Below are 18923 nucleotides of genomic sequence, written 5' to 3' on the forward strand. Positions count from 1 at the left end.
AAATTCAAGAATGTTCGGCAGTATTTTATCAATTTAATGTAATGACAATCGATTTACAGTGTCAATTCATAGGCAGAACTGAATTGAAAAGCCTGCTCTGTCACAGGATCGATAAACTCAAGATGTTTCGCAAGTAGTTGTAAAGGTTGGCTGAAATCATCCTCTGCCTTATGTTGCACTACTGGATAAAAGGGGTCGTTTTGAATTGGAATGCCCAAAGCATTTAAATGCACACGGAGTTGGTGCTGCTTGCCGGTATGTGGCTTTAATTCATACTTAGCGCGGTTTCCATGCTGCTGGATCAGCTGAATGAAGGTTTCGCTGTTAGGTTCACCATCTACTATTTGCATTGTATAAAAAGGTTGACCTTTTTCCATGCGATAGCGAGTTGTGATTGGGAAATTTAATTCATCTCGATAAGCTGCAATGGCATGATAGGTTTTTTGAACGTTTCGAGTGGCAAACATTTGTTGATACAGCCCACGGCTTTCGACACATTTGGAAAACAGCACCACGCCGGCAGTTTCACGGTCTAAACGATGAATCGGCGTTAGCTGTTCAAGCTGCGTTTGTTTTTTGAGTCGAACCAATAAGGTTTCTTGTACATACTGACCGGTTGGACTCATGGTGAGAAAATGTGGTTTATCGACCACAATGAAATGATCATTTTCAAACAAAATCTGATGCTCAAAAGGAACATGGATTTCATGCGCTAAGAATCGATAATAATAAACATGACGATTGGCTTCAAAAGGACTGTCTATCGTTAAAACGTCACCATTTGCGGCATAGACCAATCCATCCTTAAATCGTTGTTGCCACTCTGCTGCTTGGATATGAGGAAATTGTTCACACAAATATGCATAGACGCTAGAGGCTTGCGTGTGTTGACCGTCTAGGAAGACTTTGCTGGCACTGACACCATTGATCATCGGGGGAGTAAATTCAAAACTGTGCATGAAGAAAGATCTAAAAACTGAGCAAATGAAGCAGAGAACACATCATGAAAAATGCTCAATCTGTAGTGTGAACATATCCATTTTAGCCAGTGCGATGCTATCATATTTAATTCTTATGTACATGTTGTGAGTAATATGCAGTATTCATTCAGTCTGGAACTTAATAGTGAAGTCGATACCCAAAACTTAGCTACCGTACTGGCGACGCATTTTACGACGGGTGTAGCGTATTTAATTGGTGACTTGGGTGCAGGAAAGACCACGTTAACACGTTATTTTTTACAACACTTGGGTCATCAAGGTGCGGTAAAAAGTCCAACCTATACATTAGTTGAACCTTACAATATTCAAGGACAAGATATTTTTCATTTTGATTTATATCGTCTGAATGACCCTTATGAGCTTGAACTTATGGGTATCCGTGATTATTTAGAAACGCCGAACGCCCTATTTTTATTTGAATGGCCATCTAAAGGGGGCGACGAAATCCCTGAGGCTGATTTAATTATTAATATTGAAAAGTCTGCGGATGAAACCACCCGTACAGCGACTTTAAGTTCTTCTTCAAAAACTTTGCAAAACGCTTTGGAGCAAAAATTTAACCATGCTGAATGAAATCAGTGCCCGCCGCATTCGAACGCTTGATCCTGCCTTAGCCAACCAAATTGCCGCAGGGGAAGTGATTGAACGTCCCGCTTCTGTGGTCAAAGAATTACTGGAAAATGCCATTGATGCAGGGGCGACTGAGCTGATTGTTCGTATTGAACAAGGCGGCAGTACACTGATTGAAATAATAGACAATGGTCGGGGTATTCACCCTGAAGATTTACCTTTGGCGGTCATGCGCCATGCCACAAGTAAAATCCAAACTGCTGAAGATTTGCATGCCATTGTAAGTCTAGGTTTTCGTGGGGAAGCCTTGGCTTCGATCGCTGCGGTGTCTCGTTTGACATTGACCAGTAGCCAAAATGATGACGGTGTAGGCTATCAGGTCGAAGTAAATGGCACCGCATTTGATTCGCAAGAAATTCAGCCTGTGGCAGCGACGCAAGGCACCACCATCCGTGTGCAAGATTTATTTTTTAATGTGCCTGCACGGCGTAAGTTCCTCAAAAAACCGGGGACTGAGTTTGGACATATCGAAGAAATTGTCCGTCGTTTGGCACTGACCCATTTTGATATACGTTTTGTCCTTGAGCATAACAATAGTATTAAGCTGAACTTGCCTATTGCAGACAGTGGCGCGCTCCGTTTTCAGCGGGTACAACAATTATTAGGCCGTCAATTTACTGAAAATGCGTACTGGATAGATGCTGATAGCGTCAATATGCGTCTCAGTGGTTGGTTAGGCCATCCTTCAGATGCACGTGCGCAGGCCGATATGCAATATGTCTATGTGAATGGACGTATCGTAAAAGACAAGACCGTTTCACATGCACTTCGCATGGCTTATGACGGTATTTTGCATGGGCATCAACATGCCGCTTATTTGTTGTTTATGGAAGTTGATCCAGAAAATATCGATGTGAATGTGCATCCGACCAAGCATGAAATTCGGTTTCTAAATCAACGTGAAGTACATGAGTTTGTCCGCCATTTTGCCAAATCGACATTAGCGCAATTTCAAACCGCGACCGCCGAATTGTCATCTGCAATGAAACTTGATGGGCAGGCACACGAAAATATTATTCCGCAGCCGCGTCATCAGGAACAATTTTCATTACATCAACCTCAGCCAGTTGCAGAGCAAGGCACAAATTTTGTCAGTCCAGAGATCGCGGGCGGGCTTACTGATTTTAGTTCGCCGGCTGCTGTGCAATATGCTTCAAATCATGCGTCAACAGGGCAAGAAGGGTATACACAGCAAAATTCAAATGCATCGAACAATAGCGCCGGATATCAGTCAAATATAGGGGGTTCCAGACAGCTCAATAATGCATTGCAAAGTTATTTAGCGCCTTTACGTCAAACTGAGTCTACAAATGATCCTGATACTTCTTTGGCTGAACATATTCAGCAGAAAGTCGATGAGCATCCTTTGGGGATTGCCATTGCGCAATTGCATGGTATTTATATTTTGGCCCAAAACACCGAAGGTTTAATCATTGTTGATATGCATGCTGCGCATGAGCGCATCGTTTTACAACAAATGAAAACGGCTTGGGATAAACCTGAGTTTTGGACATCACAGCAATTGCTGATTCCTAAAGTCGTCAGTATCAGTCGGATGCAAGCGATGCGCGTCGATGAGCTCAAAGAACAATTGGCACACCTAGGTTTAGAAATAGATCAATATGGCGATGAGCAAGTTATTGTCCGAGGTGTTCCTGCCATTTTGCATAAAGCAGACTTTGATGCGTTGATCCCAGATTTATTAAATGATTTAGACCCAAGTGATCAGGTTGCAGGGTTACTACAAAAGCGCGATCAAATATTGGCAGGCATGGCCTGTCACGGCGCTGTACGCGCACACCGTATTTTAAGTCTATCTGAAATGAATGCATTACTGCGTCAGATGGAACAAACTGAATTTGCCAGCCAATGTAACCATGGACGTCCGACGTGGCGTGCGTTTCCATTGGCACAGCTAGATAAACTTTTTGCTCGGGGAGAGTAGTTTTACATGTCAAATCAATTGCCGGTCATCAACTTAATGGGACCAACTGCAAGCGGTAAAACCGCCTTGGCATGTGAGTTATACGAGCAAGGTGGATTCGAATTAATTTCAGTCGATTCTGCTTTGGTTTTTCAGGATATGGATATTGGTACGGCCAAGCCGAGTAAAGCTGAGTTGGAGAAATATCCACATCATTTGATTGATATTATCAGTCCGCTAGAAGTGTATTCGGCAGCGAACTTTGTGGAAGATGCCTGTGTGCTGATTGATGATATGCATGCACGAGGTAAAACACCGATATTAGTCGGTGGTACGATGTTGTATTACAAGGCTTTATTGGAAGGGTTGTCTTCAAACTTACCGAGTGCAGACTATGCCGTACGTGCTGAAATTGAAGCCAAAGCTGAGTCGCAAGGTTGGGATGCTGTATATGCAGAACTGTGCAATGTAGACCCATTGGCAGGTGAAAAATTTAAACCGAGTGATAAGCAACGAATTATCCGTGCGCTCGAAGTTTTTAAGTTAACAGGTAAACCCATTACGCAGTTACAAGCTGAGCAACCTAAAAACGTACCATACCGATACAATTTTCATAATTACGCATTATTGCCTGACCGATTAGAATTACATGAGCGTATAGCTCAACGTCTAAAAATAATGTGGGAAATTGGATTTTTAAATGAAGTGAAAGCTCTCATTGAAAAATACGATTTAGATGAAAATTTACCCTCTATGCGTTCAGTTGGATATCGTCAAGCTTTAGATTTTTTGAAAAATAGTGATCAAAGTAGCGAAAAACAGCGTGAAATGGAGGATAAGGCACTTTTTGCAACACGACAACTTGCAAAACGTCAATATACTTGGTTAAGATCTTTGCAAGAAACGCATAAATTTACTACATATTTAACTGCGCAGCAGGCTCAAGAAGACTTGCGAAAGTGCTACGGATAAAGCAAAATTTACAGACTACCTTTTTGATAATTTTTAATTGAAAAGTAAAGGTAGCTTTTGCGCTGATTTTTATTATTTTTTGGAGTTATAACATGTCTAAAGGTCAAACTTTACAAGATCCGTTCTTAAATTCTCTCCGTAAAGAACGTATTCCTGTGTCAATCTTCCTTGTCAACGGTATTAAATTACAAGGTCATATTGAATCTTTCGACCAATACGTTGTTTTATTAAAAAATACTGTAAGCCAAATGGTTTACAAACATGCTATTTCAACTGTTGTTCCAGCACGTAACCCACGTCCTGCTGGTGCTCCTGCTGGTGCTCAAGGCGCTGCCGGCTTTGGTGGTCAACAAGGCGGCTTCGGCGGTCAACAAGGTGGCTTCGGTGGTCAAGGTGGCTTTGGTGGTCAAGGTGGCTTCGGTGGCCAAGGTGGCTTCGGTGGCCAAGGTGGCTTCGGTGGTCAAGGTGGTTTTGGCTCTCAAGGTGGCTTTGGTGGTCAAGGTGGCTTCGGTGGTCAAAGTGGTTTCGGCGGTCAAAATGCTGGTTTTGATGGCGAAACTAAATTTGAAGATGCTCAAGACGACGAAAACAACAATCGTTAATTGAATTAAAAAAAACCTCCCAAATGGGAGGTTTTTTTTGCCTATAAAAGAGTAGATTGTTTTCACAAAGGGTATGTAATAATTACTAAAGTGCTGAATGATGATAAGAATCGACATAAAAAAACCAGCCGAAGCTGGTTTTTTGTTTATTCACTTATTTCTTTTTACGATCTAGAGTAGGATCTTTAATTTCAACATAGGCATTGTTGCGAATTTCACGTAACCAGCTGTCCAGTTCAGTGTCAAATTGACGCTCACCTAAAATCTGACGTGCCATACGTTCTTGTACTTCATGTGTCATGTCTTGTTGACGTGTATCTGTTACTTGCAGGATGTGCCAACCAAACTGAGATTGGAAAGGTTTGCTGATTTCACCTTTCGCTGTTGATTTCATCATCGCTTCAAATTCTGGAACCATAACACCTGGGCTAACCCAACCTAAACTACCACCATTGGCAGCAGAACCGGTGTCATTCGAGAATGTTGAAGCCAAGACAGCAAAATCTTCACCTTTTTGCAGGCGGTTATACAAGCTGTCTATCATTTGTTTTGCGTTTTCAGGACTCACCACTTCAGAAGGTTGAATCAAGATATGGCGAGTTTGGTATTGTGGAACAATGGCTTTTTGTTCGCCACCTTTACGGTCAACCAATTTTAAAACATGAACGCCATCACGTACTGAAATCAGTTCAGTGGTTTGACCGACTTGCAAAGGTGCTACACGTGCAGCAAGTTCATCTGGAATATCAGATAAGTTGCGGAAGCCCATATCTGCACCGTCAACTTTAATGTCTTTGGTGCTGTATTTGTTGGTAATCGCTTTAACATCGTTACTTGCTGCCAGTTCTTTGCGAATGTCTTCAGCGATTTTAACGGCATTATCACTGCTAGCAACGCGTACATGTAAGACGTGGACTTGATTACCTAGCGCAGCTTGACCTTGTGGTGAACTTAAGAAGTTTTTCACATCTTGGTCACTGATTTGAATACGAGAAGTGACCAACTGTTGGCGTAGGCGTTGTAACGCGATGTCTTCAGCGATACGTGCACGTAAACCTGCATAGGTATTTGGTGCAACAGCATCTAATTTTTGCTGAAACGCTTCTAAGCTTGGAGAGCCGGCATCTTTCGCAACTTTAAGTACGGCTTCATTGAGCGATTTTTCATCCGCTTTGACGTTATAGCGTTTAACCTGTTCAAGCTGTGCTTGGCGCGAAATCAGCTGTTCTAAAGCTTGTTGCTGCAAATATTCAGTCGGTGGGACGGTTTGTTTTTTTGCTTGAAATTGGTGAGTGATCTCGGCAATGCTTTGATCAAGATCACTACGTAGAATCACGCTATTGTCAACGACAGCTACAATTTCATCTTTAGGTTGCGCAGCAGCAAATACAGATACAGAAGTCGATAGGCAAAGTGCCAAGGCTGACGCTTTAAAAATTTGTTTTAACTGTTTTGTCTTCATTAACGTTCTGTCCAAGATTGATTAATATTGTTAAAACCCAACACTCGGTTTTCAAGCAAAGAGGTTAATTTATTGTTGAAGCCACCTAAACCTTTTAGGGTGAACTCCGCCATAATGGCACGTTTTGGTTTAACATCTGAAGATGTTACATCATCTAAATCGTTATAGTACGAACGACCATAAACTGAAACACCCCAGCAGCATGACTCGTAGTTCACACCAAGTAAATATTCACGCGCAATACTGTTGTCGAGGTCATATTGTGCATGACCGATAATACGCCAGTTATTGTGAATAGGTTGAATAAACGATGCTACTGCTTGGTCATAGCTGTCTTGGCGATTCGGAATGTCTTTACGATAGAAATAACCGACATTGTATAAATTGCTTTTATTTCCTGTGTAATACATTTGAATATCGCGCTGAGCATTATCACCATTCGCCATCCATGCTGAATTGGCATTCACACTGATGCTGTCAGATAATTGGCTAGAAATGCTCACGACAGGGCCGGTATGGCGTTCGGTATCAAATTTATCAGAGACGTTGTTCAGTGTGACACGACGGTCTTCAAAATAGAAACTTTGACCAACGCTGGCTTTTAAACGCTCAAGACCAACATCATCAAATAAACTATAGCTCAAGCCTAGAGATGCGAAGTTATTATCTTCTAAACGGTCATTACCATAGAACCGACGCGGACTAAATAACTGGTCATAATTAATTGACGCTGTGGTTGAGTCAAAGTTCGGATTAGTGTCTTGGTTTTTGTATGGAGAATACGCATAGAAGAAGCGTGGCGTTAAGGTTTGAAGATAACGACCTTCGCGTTCCATCACAAGGCCCGCATCTAAAGTAAATTGCGGTACAACGACCGATTTACTTTCATTTGATGAACTAATGTTTTGTGCATTAACGGTATCTTGATCGTAAATCGTGTTGACGTTACGAATCGTCGCTTCAGGAATCACAAACGACCAAGGAGTACGATAGTTATAACGTACACTAAAGTCGTTATAAATACGTGCACCACTTGGCTCATACATTGGCGAATTGCCAGTATTGCTTGGAATATTGTTACTACGTAAGTTCTTTTTGAAGTAAGCCGTATCATTGTTAAATTCGTACTGTAAGCCGAGCGGATTACCAACTTTGTAGTTCAGTAGGAATTGCGGCAAGCGCGCATATGGACGGTCTTCATCACTGACAGTTTTATCCAGTGTTTGGAAGTCTTCAACTTTGAGCTGTGCTTTTAGGCCAGGGATACCATTTTTATAATTGAGTTCCCATGCACGGCGTAAGTTTAGGTCAGTTTTTGAGTTTGGATTATTATTGAGATCTGAGAAATAGTCTTTATCAGATGCATAATTGTATTCTAAATTGGTTGTAAATTGATCGTTAATTTTCCAGTTGTGGAGGAAATGTAAGTCTTTACGATCCTGATCATCATACTTTTGGTCGGATGGTAAATAACCACCCCACACCATCCCTGAACCAAAGTTTTCAGTGAGATAGCGGAATTCGCCTTCCATCATTGGACCGCGGTCTGCAATGTAACGTGGTGTGACCGTTGCATCATAGTTTGGTGCAAGGTTGAGATAGACGGGAACGGCAAGTTCAACACCACCATCATTGGTAAAACCAAAGCTTGGGGTCAAAATACCTGTGGTACGACGGTCATCAATCGGGAAGTTGAAATAGGGCACAGCCATCACAGGTACGTTTTTTACATATAATGTTGTACCTTTGGTTTCACCACGACCAGTTTCTTGATTCAGCTTAATTTTGTCTGCTTGAATTTTCCACGTTGGTTTTTCATCAGGTGGACAAGTGGTATAAACAGCGTTTTCTAATTCGAGTGTTTCGGTTGAAGTACGTGAAATTTTCTCAGCGCGACCGTGTGCATGCTGCTGTTCAGCAATAAAGAAACTGTTATTTAAATCACCCTGTTGGGTTTTTAAATTGTAATCAATGGAATCGCTTTGCGAAATCAGCCCAGACTGTGCCATTTGCACGCGGCCAGAAGCATTGGCGTAGGTTTGGGTTTTATCAATTTTGATTTGATCGGCACGAATTTGACGACCTTCTTGGTCAATCAGAACATTACCTTCAAGAATGGAGTCGCCATTCGGGTCAAAATGACCATAGTCTGCGGTAATGGTAGAGGTTGCATCTTCAGGTGCGACTGCTTTCGTTGTTGGAGCAACTGGGGTAATCCAGGTGCCTGTACAAAACGCAGAACTTAATTGATTGGTGTTGCGAATCTGTGCTTCAGGTGCAGATTTATCGACATAATATTGTTCGAAGAACTGCTGCCCCGGATAAGCTTCTGAAATGCTTTGTTTGAGTTGTTCTGTATCGTCATCCGTGGACGGGTTTGAAACAGGTGCTGCATAGCTTGGTAACGAGCTACCACATAGAAGGGTTAAGATCGCAGTCGCTAAAGGATTAAATTTAAACTGATGCTTCATTTGTCTCATTAACCAGGTATGCTTAATCGCAATTAATTATTGTCGCATCATAGAGAAAAAGTTGATAAGTAGCTACACTTAGCACTTTAAAAACTCAGCCTGTATTAGAATTTATCGCAAATGAATACACAACGTGAACAATTGATACAAACATGGATTTCATCTGTACTCGATTCAGATCAATTTGAAATTAACTTCTTAGCAGGCGATGCAAGCTTCCGTCGTTATGCACGAATCAAATTGAATAATAAAACATTTATGCTCATGGATGCACCACCAGAAAAAGAAGATTGTGGTCCTTTTGTGTCGATTGATGAATTTTTTGATGCACATGGCGTGCGTGTACCACATATCGTGGCCAAAGACCTTGATCAAGGCTTCTTATTGTTAGAGGATTTTGGTGATGTTTTATTGTCCACGTTGTTGAATGATCAAACAGTAGACGCACATTATGCTCAAAGTTTTAAACAGTTGATTCAATTACAGTCAATTGATGGTACTGCTCATTTTCCTGCATATACCTATGAAAAGCTGATTTCTGAAATGGAGCTGTTAACCGATTGGTTATTGCCATCTCTACAAGTGCAGCCTACTGAAGAAGAATCGGCACTGATTAAACGTACCTTTGCTATCTTAGCCAATGCTGCATTGGCTCAGCCTCAAGTGATTGTGCATCGTGATTTTCATAGCCGTAATTTGATGGTACTTGATGGTGAGCAAGATCAGGGTGTGATTGACTTCCAAGATGCTGTGATTGGTGCAGATACTTATGATTTGATTTCTATTACACGTGATGCCTATGTGCAGTGGAATGCAGATCGCGTTTATGCATGGTTTAAGACGTTCTATGATTTGCTACCTGCATCGGCAAAAGAAGGTCGTAGCTTTGAGCAATTCAAACAAGACGCAGACCTCATGGCGATTCAACGGCATATCAAAATTTTAGGTATTTTTGTGCGCTTATTTGAGCGTGATGGTAAGTCGGGTTATCTCAAAGATTTGCCGCGCGTGATGTGGTATTTACTCGAAGAAAGTAAACCGTATGCAGAATTACAACCTTTTATGCAATTTATTCAGGCTAAAGTATTGCCGAAATTTGAAGCCAAATACGGCACTTATGAGGTTGTTGCATAATGAAAGCCATGATTTTAGCGGCGGGTCTCGGAAATCGGATGCGCCCTTTAACATTGTATAAGCCAAAGCCGTTGCTTGAAGTGGGTGGAAAACCACTGATTGTTTGGCATATAGAAAAGCTAAAAAAAATTGGCGTAACTGAAATCATCATCAATTCTGCATGGCTTGCAGATATCCTGATTGGTACTTTGGGTGATGGTTCGCAGTTTGGTGTAGATATTCGTTGGACACGTGAAGCGGAAGGTCTGGAAACAGCCGGTGGCATTATTAATGCTTTACCTTTGCTTGGGACAGAACCGTTTATTTTAGTCAATGGTGACGTCTGGACGACCTACGATTTTTCGGCCTTGCTCAATGTTGAGCTAAAAGATGACTTGGCACACTTGGTCTATGTGACCAACCCAGCGCAACATCCAAAGGGTGATTTTATCTTGGATGCTGGGCGTAGTTATACCTTTGAGCAAGAACATGCAGGCGAGGCACTCACCTATAGCGGAATCGCAGTTATACATCCAAACATGTTTAATGGATTGGAAGCGGGTAAGCGTCCGCTCGCACCTTTATTGAAACAAGCCATGTTGGATGGAAAAATTTCTGCTGAGAAAATGCAAACTGCGTGGGTTGATGTTGGCACACCTGAGCGTTTAAGTGATCTAGATCTACAGATTCGCCAAGGCATGTACGATTAAGTGCATATTCGCTAAGCGTTAGCTACTGTTCCACGGCTTAGAAATCGGTATACTTCAGTTAATTTTTATTGAGATGTCTTCTTTATGCATCCTTTTTTTCAAGACTTAAAGCAAGGTAGTCAAAAGCTTGGCTTAGATTTGAGTGAAGAAGCATTAAATCTATTGCTGAAATACCAAGATGCCCTAGTGCTGTGGAACAAAGCGTATAACTTGACTGCTATTCGTGATCCTAAAGAAATGTTGGTTAAGCATTTATTGGATAGCTTAAGTATCCTAAATGATTTGCCTGCAGGTCGTTTATTGGATATCGGTACGGGTGGTGGCATGCCGGGCATGATCATTGCACTGTGTCAGCCTGAACGTGAATGTGTGCTTTTAGATGCCAACGGTAAAAAAATTCGATTCTTAAAACAATTTATTGCTGACTTAAAACTAAAAAATGTCATTGCGGTACAAACACGTGTTGAAAATGAAGACAGCATTAATGAACTGGGGCGGTTTGATGTGATTACCAGTCGTGCTTTTGCATCGTTAACGGATTTTGTGGATGCGTCTAAACCGTATATGCATGCGCAAAGTATTATCGCGTCGATGAAAGGCTTAATTCCTGAAGAAGAAGTTGAAACACTGAAAAGTGATTTCAAGATTGATATCGTTGCATTAAAAGTTCCACGACTTGATGAGCAGCGTCATTTAATTTTTCTTAAACGTATTTAAAATTTTCAAAGGACTGGGGTTACCATGGCTCAAATTATTGCGATTGCAAACCAAAAGGGTGGCGTAGGTAAAACCACAACTGCTGTGAACTTGGCTGCATCTTTAGCCATATTAAAAAAACGAGTTTTACTTGTGGACATGGATTCACAAGGCAATGCCACGATGGGTTCGGGCATTCAAAAAAATGATTTGTTGTATTCAGTCACGGATGTCTTACTTGGTGAAGTGCCAATTGAAACCGCTATTTATAAAGCGGAAGTGGGCTATAAAGTTTTAGGTGCAAACCGTGACTTGGCCGGTGTTGAGCTTGCAATTGCAGATCAAGACGGTCGTGAGTTTATTTTACGCGAAGCATTGGCAAGCGTCGAAAAAGACTTCGACTATATTATTGTCGATTGTGCACCAAGTTTAAGTTTGATCACTGTCAATGCACTTGCAGCGGTACGTGCTGTGCTTATTCCAATGCAGTGTGAATATTATGCCTTGGAAGGTTTGGCTGACCTAACCCAAACCATTGACCGTATTCAGCAAGCTTTAAACCCAGATCTAGAGATCGTGGGTGTGCTTCGTACCATGTACGATGCGCGTAATGCCTTAACACGTGATGTGTCTGCTGAGCTTGAACAATACTTCGGTCAGAAACTTTATGACACGGTCATTCCGCGAAATATTCGTTTGGCTGAAGCGCCTGCGCACGGTTTACCAGTAATTTATTTTGAAAAAAGCTCGAAGGGTGCAGTTGCTTATTTGAACTTGGCAGCTGAGATGTTAAAAAAAACCAAAGTAAAAAAAGGAACTAAAGCATGACCGTAAAAAAACGCGGACTGGCTAAAGGTCGTGGTCTGGATGCCTTACTCGGCTCAATCCAAAAAGAAAAACTACAGCTCGAAGCAAAAGCTTTAGATCATGGACAGTTAAAACAAATTGATGTGCATTTATTGAAACGTGGTGAGTATCAACCGCGTCGTTTCATTAAAGAACAAGATTTACAAGAACTTGCTGCATCGATTGAAAAGCATGGTGTCATGCAGCCAATCGTGATTCGTCCTGTAGAAGATGAAAAGCATCCCTACGAAATTATTGCAGGTGAGCGTCGTTGGCGTGCGGCTCAGCTTGCAGGTTTAACTGAAGTTCCTGCCATTGTTCGTGACTTGAGTGATCAAGTGGCAATTGCCTTGGCATTGATTGAAAACATTCAACGTCAAGATTTGAACCCAATCGATCAAGCCATGGCTTTACAACGCTTCCATGACGAGTTTGGTTTAAGTCATCAAGAGATTGCCGATACGGTAGGTAAAGCACGTACCACAATTAGTAACTTGCTACGCCTCTTGTCTTTAGCGGATCAAGTCAAAGACTTTATGCAGCAAGGTTTGCTCGATATGGGGCATGCACGTGCGATCTTGACGTTAAAAGCCAAAGATCAGCTTAAAGTTGCTGAAATGGTGATTGAAAAAAGTATGTCTGTACGTCAAACCGAACAATTTGTTCGTGATTTGAATGCACCAAAACAACAAAAAGCGAAACCAAGTGTTTCATCAGACATTCAGCAACTGACACAACGTCTCTCTGATCGTTTCAGTGCAGATGTGAAAATTGATCATAATAAACAAGGGAAAGGCAAGCTGGTGATTAGCTACCATACTCTTGAAGAGCTAGATGGCATTTTAAATATTTGTCTGGCTGAATAATTTTTAAATTCGATTTATTGGGGAAAATCAAATGTGGGAATTAGTCAAAGCGGGTGGGTGGTTAATGATCCCACTCATTATTTGCTCGATTTTTACCGTAGCGATCACGATTGAACGTTTTATTCGTTTAAAAAAATCAATGGTGCTACCAAATGACTTGATGATGAATGTGAACACATCAGTGAAAGATGTGGTGCAGCAGCTAAAGCAAAGTCCAGCACTACAGCAAAGTACACTCGGTCGTGTGCTTGATGCTGGTTATGCAAGTAAAGCTCAATCAGAGCAATATGCGCGTGCGCAAATGGAAGTGACTGCTTCGCAAGAAATTGGTTATTTGGAAAAAAATATCAACTTCTTAGGAACGTTGAGTGCTGTAGCGCCATTATTGGGGCTTTTAGGTACGGTGATCGGTATCATTGAAGCCTTTTTAATGATTGATATTGGGACCAATAGTGACCCAGTATTGATGATGCCGGGGATTTCAAAAGCTTTGATCACGACTGCGGCAGGGATGTTGATTGCAGTGCCGGCATTATTTGCTCACCGTTATTTCCAACGTTTGGTTCAAGAATATGTTGCAGAACTTGAGCAGCAGTCTACGTTGTTCCATGCAGCCTTGTTTTATCAAAAAACGCCTGAAGTAGAATATCAGGACATTCAGAAAGCTAGCTGAATGGAGACTGCGCATGAAATTTAAACGTCGTCAGGTTGAAGATGTGCATATCAACCTTACTCCGATGATTGACTGTCTGATGTTTATTTTGGTGTTCTTGTTGCTCTCGACCACCTTTAATCAGATGAGTCGTATGAACTTGACCTTGCCAGATGCACAGGGTGTACCGCCAAAGAACTATGATCAGAAGGTGGAAGTGGTGGTCGATTCGACTGGGCATTACTCAGTGAATGGTCAGTCGCTCGCCAGCAAAGAAGTTTCTGATTTAAATACGGCAATTAAACAGATTTCCAATGATCGTCGTGATTTAATGTTTGTGATTGCCGCAGATGCAAAAGCAACACATCAAGATGTGATTCGGGTGATGGATGTTGCAGGTCAGCTTGGATTTGTTAATGTCAACATCAGTACCAAAGTACCAACTCGAGGTTATTAGTGAAGCACGATTTTAAGGTCTACCTACGCCTATTAAGTTATTTAAAACCTTTTTGGGGCATCGGCCTGCTTGTATTGTTGGGTTTCAGTATTAATGCGGCGACAGAGGTTTCTGTCGCAAAGCTTTTAGAACGCATTATTGAAGCGATTCAAAACAAGGATCAAAGCTTTACCGCGCTATTTCCATTATTGGTGGTGCTGTTAATGTTCTTCCGTGGTGTAGGTTTGTTCATGGGAGGATATTTCACCGCGGTTATTTCACGAAATTTGATTTTTAATATTCGTCAGTTGGTATTCGCTAAATTAATGCGCCTACCTTCACAATATTATTTAGATAATTCGAGTGGTCATATCACTGCGAAAATTATGTACAACGTTGAGCAGTTGACGGCTGCATCATCTGAGTCAATCAAAACGATTGTACAGCAAGGTTTGATTACGATTGCGCTGTTGGGATATCTGTTCTATTCCAACTGGCGTTTAACCCTATGTATTTTGATTTTTGGCCCAATTATCGGGGTGATTATTCGTAAAGCTGCTAAACGCATGCGTAAATTATCTATGCAAGTTCAAAGTACTATGGGGGATGTAAACCATATCGTACAAGAGACAGTGCAAGGGAATTTGGTGGTTAAAGGCTTTGCTGGGCAAGACTACGAACAAAAGCGCTTCCATGACAGTTCAATGGAGAACTTGCGTCGCGGTTTAAAAATGGTGGTGGTACAGCAGTTAAACAGTCCGATTGTACAGTTGATCATGTCCATTGCGCTGAGTATTGTGATGTTTATTGCATTACGTCCACAGATAATGGGTGATACTTCTGCCGGTGAATTTGTGGCCTATATTACTGCGGCAGGTATGCTCAGTAAGCCGATTAAAACCCTAACAGATGTCAACGAAAAATTGCAACGTGGTATGGCAGCAGCTTATTCAGTTTTTGAATTGCTAGATATGCCTGAAGAAGTAAATAACGGCACGCTGAAGCCTGCTTTGAAAGGTGATGTCGAATTTAAAAATGTCAATTTGATCTATGCTGATGGTCACCATGCGATTCATGACTTCAATTTAAAAATCAATGCAGGGCAAACCGTTGCATTGGTTGGGCGTTCAGGTGCAGGTAAAACCTCACTGGTCAATCTGTTGGTTCGTTACCAAGAGGTGTCGTCAGGACAGTTGTTGCTTGATCAGCATGATATTCACGACATAGAACTCAATAGCTTGCGTACTCAGATTTCGATGGTTAATCAGCAAGTGGTTTTGTTTAACCGTACTGTGCGTGAAAATATTGCTTATGGTCAGCTCGAGCATGCAACAGATGAACAAGTCATTGCTGCTGCTAAAGCTGCATTTGCACATGATTTTATTATGGATTTACCGCAAGGTTATGACACGCCTTTGGGTGCGCAAGGTTTAAACCTATCTGGTGGTCAACGTCAACGTATTGCGATTGCGCGTGCCATTTTGAAAAATGCACCGATTTTAATTTTAGATGAAGCGACCAGTGCGCTAGATAACGAATCTGAATTTTTCATTCAGCAAGCATTTGACGCTGCGATGCAAGATCGTACCACGATCGTGATTGCGCATCGTTTATCGACCATTGAAAATGCAGACTGTATTGTGGTGATGGATAAAGGGCGTATTATTGAACAAGGTTCGCATACGGAATTGATAGCACAGCGTGGTGCATATTACCAACTTCATCAGCGTAATTTTGAGGAAAATTAAGTCATGTCTTTTGCACAATTGATTCAGGATGCTTGGAATGAACAGGCAAAGTGGCTCGTTGTGTTTAGACCTTTGTCATGGCTTTATCGTGGCGGCTTTTTACTCAATAAAAAACTCTATCAATCAGGTATTAAGCAAAGCTATAAAGCGCCTATTCCAGTCATGGTCATTGGAAACATCACAGTGGGTGGAAGTGGTAAAACCCCATTGCTCATTCATTTGGTCAGTTATTTGAATAGCTTAAAGCTGCGTGTTGGTGTGATCAGTCGTGGTTATGGTGGTCAAGGACCATTTCCGGCCTATGTGGATTTAGACTCGACGGCTGAAATCGTGGGTGATGAACCGAGCTTAATCGTTCAGTCTACAGGTGTGCCAATGGCGGTCGGTCCAAATCGCCAGCAAAGTATTGAGTTGCTACTATCCAAGCATGAATTGGATTTGATTATCTGTGATGATGGTTTGCAGCATTGGGCGCTTCAACGCCAGTTGGAGTGGATCGTACTGGATAATAACCGTGGTTTAGGCAATGAAAAATTATTACCTGAAGGTTATTTGCGTGAACCGAAAAAGCGCCTTGCCAGTGGAACGGTCATTGAGCATTCAGCAGATCCAAGTTCTCCACTGAATATGCACCTAGAAGCGGCGCAGCCTTATTTGCTCAATAAAGATCTTGTGACGACATTTGATGCAAATAAAGATTTTTATGCCGTAGTGGGTATCGGTTTTCCGCAACGATTTTATAAAACCCTAGAAAACATGGGGATTCATCAATTTCAATGTCATGAATTCCCAGATCATTATGAATATGAACTGAGTGATTTGCAATTTGAAGATGCCAATCCCATCATTACCACTGAAAAAGATGCAGTTAAAATTTTAGCGATCCTCAAAAATAATCCAGATTTTAAAAGAGAAATATGGGTTGTTCCTGTAGATGCAGTGTTGTCACCTGCGTGTTATGAAACTTTGCATGCGCAGTTGAAAAAACTGGGTCTGAAACTTCCCGAAGGCATTTAATTTATGAAACATATTGTTATTCCTGCACGTTTTTCAAGTTCACGTTTACCGGGTAAGCCTTTACTTGAAATTCATGGTCGTCCGATGATTTTACGTGTGGTCGATCAAGCCAAAAAAGTTGCAGGATTCGATGACCTTTGTGTCGCTACAGATGATGAGCGTATTGCAGCAGTGTGTCGTGCAGAAGGGGTTGATGTGGTACTGACCTCTGCAGAGCATCCATCAGGGACAGATCGTTTAAGTGAAGTTGCATGCATCAAAGGTTGGGCAAGTGATGACATTATTGTCAATGTGCAGGGCGATGAACCTTTGCTTCCCGCTCAATTGGTAAAACAAGTTGCACAATTACTCGTTGATCAGCCGAAATGTTCAATGTCGACACTCTGCGAGCCGATTCATAGTCTAGAAGAATTTCAACGTGACAGCATTGTCAAAGTGGTGATGTCAAAGCACAATCAAGCGCTGTATTTCAGTCGTGCGACTATTCCTTATGACCGAGACGGTGCAAAGCAAGCTGAAAAAACCTTGCATCATCAAGCTTTTCGTCATTTAGGAATTTATGCATACCGCGTAAAACTCCTTCAAGAATATGTCACTTGGGATATGGGTGTGCTAGAAAAATTAGAAAGCCTTGAACAATTACGTGTTTTGGAAAATGGTCACCGTATTGCCATTGCTGTGGCAGAAGCGAACCTACCACCGGGCGTAGACACTCAAGCTGACCTTGATCGTTTGAACCAAATGGATGTTTCAAACTTCGAATAAGGTTAAACGATTTATGCAAAATGACATTGTGGCGCAAGTGTACCCTTGGCAGCAAAATACATGGAATACATTAACCAGCCGTTTTCCACAACTGGGACATGGCGTGCTTTTGTATGGCAAAAAAGGCTGTGGTAAAGAGGCATTTGCAAAACAATTTCTTGCTTGGGTGCTGTGTCAAAAACGTGATGAGCGAACTGAGCCATGTGGTGAGTGTGGGAGTTGCCAGTGGTTAAAGTCAGATACACATCCAAATTTTGTCCACATCAGCACAGATGAAGACAATAAAAAGCAAAATGCCAAAATTAAAATCGAAAAAATTCGTGATTTATTGCCCTTTGTACAGCAAACCGTAGATGGTTGGCGAGTTGTGTTGATTGAGCCCGCTGAAGCATTAAACATTGCGTCATCAAATGCATTGCTGAAAACACTTGAAGAGCCTGGCGAACGCATTGTGATTATGTTGTTGGCAGAGCATTATTTGAAATTACCGGCAACCATTCGTAGTCGAATGCAGCACTATGCATTGGATCGTATTGAACCCGAACAATCACAGCAATATTTACAGCAGCATTTGCCCGATAGTGGTGAAACCCAGCGCAAAGTTCTCATGAACTTAGCCAGTCAAATGCCATTACAAGCAATTTCATTGGCAAGTAGCGAATGGCTAAATATGCGCCAAGAGTTTCTACAAGATTGGCAAAAACTTGTGACACAAAAAAACATGCCGATGGCAATTGCGACAAAGTGGAATAAAGCACTGAGTTTTAGTGATTTTAGTCAAATGTTTGAATACTTGTTGTCCGATATAATTTGTGTCAAGCTAAATCAATCCATAAAAAATATAGATTTGGATTTTGGGGTGTTGGCAGAGCAATATTCGCTCGAAACACTCTTTGGGATTTATACAGAATTACAGCAGTCTAAGCAGTTCATTGAGCAGAACGTACAGGGGAATCTGGTCGTAGATGAGCTTTGTATCAAACTGATGAATGTTTAATTAAGGGGAAACATC

At 41.6% G+C, this 18923-nt stretch carries 18 protein-coding genes; 15 read left to right on the plus strand and 3 right to left on the minus strand.

Going from position 1 to position 18923, the window contains the following annotated elements; all coding sequences use genetic code 11:
• Positions 1-53 precede the first annotated feature (53 nt).
• The gene (locus tag FTU83_RS09375) at positions 54-959 is read right to left on the minus strand and encodes a pseudouridine synthase (protein ID WP_180106227.1); all 906 of its coding nucleotides are present in this window, start codon (positions 957-959) and stop codon (positions 54-56) included.
• A 135-nt stretch (positions 960-1094) separates the two neighbouring features.
• Between FTU83_RS09375 and tsaE the strand changes: the two genes are divergently transcribed.
• The 4 genes from tsaE (at position 1095) to hfq (ending at position 5129) form a co-directional block, all read left to right on the plus strand.
• Positions 1095-1574, plus strand: coding sequence for a tRNA (adenosine(37)-N6)-threonylcarbamoyltransferase complex ATPase subunit type 1 TsaE (gene tsaE, locus FTU83_RS09380; protein ID WP_180003097.1), 480 nt, complete (start codon positions 1095-1097; stop codon positions 1572-1574).
• The gene (mutL, locus tag FTU83_RS09385; RefSeq protein WP_180106230.1) at positions 1564-3576 is read left to right on the plus strand and encodes a DNA mismatch repair endonuclease MutL; all 2013 of its coding nucleotides are present in this window, start codon (positions 1564-1566) and stop codon (positions 3574-3576) included. The genes tsaE and mutL overlap by 11 nt, the downstream gene beginning before the upstream one ends.
• A gap of 6 nt (positions 3577-3582) precedes the next feature.
• On the plus strand, positions 3583-4527 hold the full coding sequence (gene miaA / locus FTU83_RS09390; RefSeq protein WP_168378881.1) for a tRNA (adenosine(37)-N6)-dimethylallyltransferase MiaA: 945 nt from the start codon (positions 3583-3585) through the stop codon (positions 4525-4527).
• Between the two features lie 92 nt (positions 4528-4619).
• Entirely contained in the window at positions 4620-5129 is a 510-nt protein-coding gene (gene hfq, locus FTU83_RS09395; RefSeq protein ID WP_168378882.1) for an RNA chaperone Hfq, read from the plus strand.
• Between the two features lie 154 nt (positions 5130-5283).
• Here hfq and FTU83_RS09400 read toward each other — a convergent pair whose 3' ends face one another.
• Positions 5284-6591, minus strand: coding sequence for a peptidylprolyl isomerase (locus FTU83_RS09400; protein ID WP_180106232.1), 1308 nt, complete (start codon positions 6589-6591; stop codon positions 5284-5286).
• Positions 6591-9062 carry an LPS-assembly protein LptD gene (locus FTU83_RS09405; protein ID WP_180106234.1) on the minus strand — a complete coding sequence of 824 codons (2472 nt, stop codon included), beginning with the start codon at positions 9060-9062 and terminating at the stop codon, positions 6591-6593. The genes FTU83_RS09400 and FTU83_RS09405 overlap by 1 nt, the downstream gene beginning before the upstream one ends.
• A gap of 120 nt (positions 9063-9182) precedes the next feature.
• Between FTU83_RS09405 and FTU83_RS09410 the strand changes: the two genes are divergently transcribed.
• The 11 genes from FTU83_RS09410 to FTU83_RS09460 all read left to right on the plus strand — a co-directional run bounded on the left by FTU83_RS09410 (position 9183) and on the right by FTU83_RS09460 (position 18908).
• Positions 9183-10196 (plus strand): aminoglycoside phosphotransferase family protein, encoded by a 1014-nt coding sequence (locus FTU83_RS09410; RefSeq protein WP_180106236.1) that lies wholly within the window; start codon positions 9183-9185, stop codon positions 10194-10196.
• Positions 10196-10885, plus strand: coding sequence for an N-acetylmuramate alpha-1-phosphate uridylyltransferase MurU (gene murU, locus FTU83_RS09415; RefSeq protein ID WP_180003085.1), 690 nt, complete (start codon positions 10196-10198; stop codon positions 10883-10885). Before FTU83_RS09410 ends, murU begins: the two co-directional genes overlap by 1 nt.
• An 84-nt stretch (positions 10886-10969) precedes the next feature.
• Complete coding sequence (gene rsmG, locus FTU83_RS09420; RefSeq protein WP_180106238.1) at positions 10970-11602, plus strand: 16S rRNA (guanine(527)-N(7))-methyltransferase RsmG; 633 nt, start codon at positions 10970-10972, stop codon at positions 11600-11602.
• A 24-nt stretch (positions 11603-11626) separates the two neighbouring features.
• The gene (locus tag FTU83_RS09425; RefSeq protein ID WP_078188958.1) at positions 11627-12409 is read left to right on the plus strand and encodes a ParA family protein; all 783 of its coding nucleotides are present in this window, start codon (positions 11627-11629) and stop codon (positions 12407-12409) included.
• On the plus strand, positions 12406-13293 hold the full coding sequence (locus tag FTU83_RS09430; RefSeq protein ID WP_168378888.1) for a ParB/RepB/Spo0J family partition protein: 888 nt from the start codon (positions 12406-12408) through the stop codon (positions 13291-13293). The genes FTU83_RS09425 and FTU83_RS09430 overlap by 4 nt, the downstream gene beginning before the upstream one ends.
• Before the next feature lie 31 nt (positions 13294-13324).
• The gene (locus FTU83_RS09435; protein ID WP_180106240.1) at positions 13325-13966 is read left to right on the plus strand and encodes a MotA/TolQ/ExbB proton channel family protein; all 642 of its coding nucleotides are present in this window, start codon (positions 13325-13327) and stop codon (positions 13964-13966) included.
• A 13-nt stretch (positions 13967-13979) separates the two neighbouring features.
• Entirely contained in the window at positions 13980-14402 is a 423-nt protein-coding gene (locus FTU83_RS09440; RefSeq protein ID WP_180106242.1) for a biopolymer transporter ExbD, read from the plus strand.
• Positions 14402-16129 carry a lipid A export permease/ATP-binding protein MsbA gene (gene msbA, locus FTU83_RS09445; protein ID WP_180106243.1) on the plus strand — a complete coding sequence of 576 codons (1728 nt, stop codon included), beginning with the start codon at positions 14402-14404 and terminating at the stop codon, positions 16127-16129. The genes FTU83_RS09440 and msbA overlap by 1 nt, the downstream gene beginning before the upstream one ends.
• A gap of 3 nt (positions 16130-16132) precedes the next feature.
• The gene (lpxK, locus tag FTU83_RS09450) at positions 16133-17146 is read left to right on the plus strand and encodes a tetraacyldisaccharide 4'-kinase (RefSeq protein ID WP_180106245.1); all 1014 of its coding nucleotides are present in this window, start codon (positions 16133-16135) and stop codon (positions 17144-17146) included.
• 3 nt (positions 17147-17149) lie between these two features.
• Positions 17150-17911 carry a 3-deoxy-manno-octulosonate cytidylyltransferase gene (kdsB, locus tag FTU83_RS09455; RefSeq protein WP_180106248.1) on the plus strand — a complete coding sequence of 254 codons (762 nt, stop codon included), beginning with the start codon at positions 17150-17152 and terminating at the stop codon, positions 17909-17911.
• 13 nt (positions 17912-17924) lie between these two features.
• Entirely contained in the window at positions 17925-18908 is a 984-nt protein-coding gene (locus FTU83_RS09460; RefSeq protein WP_180010303.1) for a DNA polymerase III subunit delta', read from the plus strand.
• The last annotated feature ends 15 nt before the right edge of the window (positions 18909-18923 follow it).

Origin of the sequence: Acinetobacter sp. YH12152, assembly GCF_013418285.1 — a bacterium.
In the GTDB taxonomy this organism is placed as follows: Bacteria; Pseudomonadota; Gammaproteobacteria; order Pseudomonadales; family Moraxellaceae; genus Acinetobacter; species Acinetobacter amyesii.